A 1,144-nucleotide genomic window follows, 5' to 3' on the forward strand; every position below is an offset into this window, starting at 1 on the left:
TGATATAGGTTATGAGCTTGCCAGTGCTTATTGGAGGCAAGGGTTTATGACAGAGGCAGGGTGAGCGAAAAAAAGTGTGGGGAAGAAAAAACAAGTTAGCGTACTATCTACGCTAACTAAACTCTGACTGATGTAGATGTTAACTCTTACTTCGATATGAATTATTTTTGAAATCTTGCCGCTTCTTCAACTAGGTCATTGAGTCCTAGCTCTAGTGTATGAAGCACCTGGTTTAACGCTTCGATTTTTGTCCGATTTTTCATCATCTCAACTGCTTTTAAGAAAGCTGGACTACCTGCTTTACCAATATATTGATGACAACTTTTATTACCATTTTTGGTAACAAAGATAGGTTCTCCTGATTGCCACTTATAATACCAATAAGCTCCGCCCTTACCTTTGGCACGGTAACGAACAATCCAACAACCAGATTCAGCTACATCACTCTTGTTAAGAGTAAAGATTTCTTGGTTGATTTCTTCTCTTTTGGCAATTAAAAGTTCTACTCTGTGTGCTAAATCTGAAAGATTCTGTTCTCTTGTTTTGACCACTATTAAATACAAGCTTAAAAGTCCAAGGTTAGCGTGAATCTTACGCTAACTTAATTTGATTGTAAGATAAGGATGACCAAAAATTTGACCATCGCGAAGAAGAACTTAAATATGCTGCCCTAAGAGCCATAACTCCTTCGGCTCCAAAAAAAGACCAATGCATACCTGCTTGTTTTAATCTTTGTGTAACCACACGCCGATTAGAACTTTCAACAACTCCTGAACCAATCATTAAACCAGCTTTTAAATAAGAGCGATAATCAATTCGACTTTGATTATTAGTTAAATAACGCTCTAAATCGGTAATTGCTTTGGTTAAATCTTTCTTCTTTTTTGGGAATTGATGACAATTTTCAATTACTGTAGTCCATTCAGATTTCTTCAGTAATTGTTGTTGGGTTTTCACCCAATCTTTTTGAGTGTCTTCAATATTAGGATAAGCGGCTTTCGCCACTGACCACACATATTCTGAGAGATGAAAAAAGTCGAGAATTTCCACTCCCCCTGGAAATTGTTCTGATGCCATCGACCAAATCCAATGTGCGCCATCACCAATCACTACGGTTTTTGTGGGTTTTGTACCTGCTACTTGA

The 1,144-nt window shown here is 37.5% G+C and carries 1 protein-coding gene and 1 pseudogene; both read right to left on the reverse strand.

What is annotated here, in order from left to right; genetic code table 11:
* Positions 1-161 precede the first annotated feature (161 nt).
* Complete coding sequence (locus ACWATR_RS40250; protein WP_460346046.1) at positions 162-551, reverse strand: hypothetical protein; 390 nt, start codon at positions 549-551, stop codon at positions 162-164.
* A gap of 40 nt (positions 552-591) precedes the next feature.
* Positions 592-1,144, reverse strand: a pseudogene (locus ACWATR_RS40255) (ISKra4-like element ISPle2 family transposase); the annotation flags it as partial.

The sequence above is a fragment of the Nostoc sp. UIC 10890 genome (assembly GCF_054786515.1).